The sequence below is a fragment of the Nocardia sp. CC201C genome, from assembly GCF_030010695.1.
In the GTDB taxonomy this organism is placed as follows: domain Bacteria; phylum Actinomycetota; class Actinomycetes; order Mycobacteriales; family Mycobacteriaceae; genus Nocardia; species Nocardia otitidiscaviarum.
This window is the reverse complement of sequence record NZ_JASCXP010000664.1, coordinates 1-2257: the sequence shown is the minus strand read 5'-3', so window position 1 is coordinate 2257 and position 2257 is coordinate 1. Positions and strand designations below refer to the sequence as shown.

The following is a 2257-nucleotide window of genomic DNA, read 5'->3' as shown; positions in this document are numbered from 1 at the left end:
CCCCCCCCCACCCGTTAAATCCCCGGTTTTTTATATTCCATGCGGAATATACGACGCGGGAGCCGGGGCGACAAGGCGGTGTGAGAGCGCTCATGGCGGGGTGGCCGTGGCAGCGAAGGCCGTGGTAGCGAAGGCCGTGGCGCGCTCAGTCCGGCAGCGCCCGGCGGTAGCGCGCGATCAGGGTGCGCAGCGCATCCGCCAGTTCCGGCGCGTCCACCACCTCGAAATCGGCGTCGAGCATGCCCACGTACAGGGCGAGCTGGAGCGGATGGTCCGAGCCGGGCGTGCAGGCGCACCGGTCCGCACCCAGCGACTCTATCTGCACCGGAATTGGAAGCCGCTCCCGCACATGACTTTCCGGTGCGTGCACGATGATCCGAGCCCGGTACCGCCAGGTGCCCTCGCCGACCCCGCGTTCCACCCGCGCGCTGATCTCGTGATCGGGCGGCAGCGCGCGGGGAGCGAAGCGCGGCCCGGTGGGCGTGCGCGGGCGGATGCGGTCCACGCGGAAGGTGCGCCAGTCGTCGCGGTCGCGATCCCAGCCCAGCAGATACCAGCGCTGCCGATGGCTGACCAGGCGATAGGGCTCCACATCGCGCCGGGTCTCGGCCCCGGAGTGCGCGCTGTAGTCGAAGCGCAGCCGCTCGTGGTCGCGGCAGGCCCCGGCGAGCGTGGTGAGCACCTCCGGATCGACCCGCGGCCCGCGGGCCGGAACCGGCAGGGCGTGCGAGCCGAAGGCGCTCACCCGGTGGCGCAGGCGGGCGGGCAGGATGCGCTCCAGTTTGGTGAGTGCGCGCAACGACGTCTCCTCGATACCCGAGATGGAACCCGTTGCGGCCGTGCGTAATCCGATCGCCACCGCCACGGCTTCCTCGTCGTCGAGCAGCAGCGGCGGCAGCGCGCCACCCGCACCGAGTCGATAGCCGCCGTCCACGCCGGGGCGCGCCTCGACCGGGTAGCCGAGTGCGCGCAGGCGCTCGATGTCCTTGCGGACGGTGCGGGTGGTGACCCGCAAGCGGTCGGACAGTTCGGCGCTTGTCCAGTCGCGGCGGGCCTGGAGCAAGGAGAGTAAACGGAGCAATCGGGCGGAAGTTTCCAACATTCTTCGATTGCACCTCCAATTGCGGAACGAATCCTTCCGCAATTGTTCCTACCGTGGCATTACCAGCGCAAGACAGCACCAGCGCAAGACAGCGCAGCACCGAACGGAGTTACGAGATGCACGCCGACATTCGCCCCTTCCGCCTCGAGATCCCGCAGACCGAACTGGACGACCTGCACGACCGGCTGGCCCGCACCCGTTACGCCCAGCAGGTGCCCGGCACCGGATCCGAGCGCGGCATCCCCGCCGACGAGCTGCGGGAGCTGGCCGAGTACTGGCGGACCGGATTCGACTGGCGCGCCCAGGAAGCGGCGCTCAACGCCTACCCCCAGTACGTCACCGAGATCGACGGACAGCACATCCACTTCCTGCACGTGACCTCCGACCACCCCGATGCCACACCGCTGCTGATCACCCACGGCTACCCCAGCTCGGTCGCCGAGTTCCTGAGTCTCATCGAGCCACTGGTGAACCCCGAACAGGGCCAGGCATTCCACGTGGTGGCGCCGTCACTGCCCGGCTACACGCTGTCGACGCCGCTGAGCGGCACCGGCTGGAGCATGGCCCGCACCGGCCGCGCCTGGGTGGAACTCATGAGCCGCCTCGGCTACGACCGCTACGCCGTGCACGGCGGCGACGTGGGCGCGGGCGTCTCCGGCATGGTGGCGAGCTTCGACCCCGAGCACGTCATCGGCGTCCACGTGGTCACCGATCCGTACACCGCCGCCGCCACCGCGACCTTCATGCCCGGCATGGCCGACCGGTTGAACGCCGACGATCCGGTCGACAAGGTCATCCTGACGCGCATGGCGGAGTTCCAGCAGGACGGTTCCGGGTACCTCGCCATCCAGAACAGCCGCCCGCAGACCATCGGGTACGGCCTGGTCGACTCCCCGATCCTGCAATTGGCCTGGATCGCCGAGAAATTCGCCGAATGGACCGACCTCCCCGTCGACCGCGACCAGCTCCTCACCACCGTCAGCCTCTACTGGTTCACCGCCTCCGGATCCACCGCCGCCCACACCCTCTACGACCAGGCCCACACCACCGACTGGGGCGGCCCCGCCGCCGTACCCCAGGGCTTCGCCGCCTTCGGCTCCGACGACACCGTGCGCCGCCTCGTCGCCGCGCCCGCCGACGCGCACTGGACCGACT

Annotated in this window: 2 protein-coding genes; one reads left to right on the top strand and one right to left on the bottom strand. The window is 69.7% G+C overall.

Features of this window, described 5'->3' with window-relative positions; translation table 11 throughout:
• Positions 1–145: 145 nt before the first annotated feature.
• Positions 146–1102: a YafY family protein gene (locus QK444_RS35650; protein ID WP_282786437.1), complete on the bottom strand. Its 957-nt coding sequence runs from the start codon at positions 1100–1102 to the stop codon at positions 146–148.
• A 116-nt stretch (positions 1103–1218) separates the two neighbouring features.
• On the opposite strand from QK444_RS35650, the gene QK444_RS35645 reads away from it, so the two are divergent.
• A partial coding sequence (locus QK444_RS35645) for an epoxide hydrolase (RefSeq protein ID WP_282786435.1) occupies positions 1219–2257 on the top strand: 1039 nt, incomplete at its 3' end.

What these genes read in the sequence shown, in the direction of transcription:
- QK444_RS35650 (WP_282786437.1), bottom strand. Translation starts at nt 1,102, where the DNA reads ATGTTGGAAACTTCCGCCCGATTGCTCCGTTTACTCTCCTTGCTCCAG.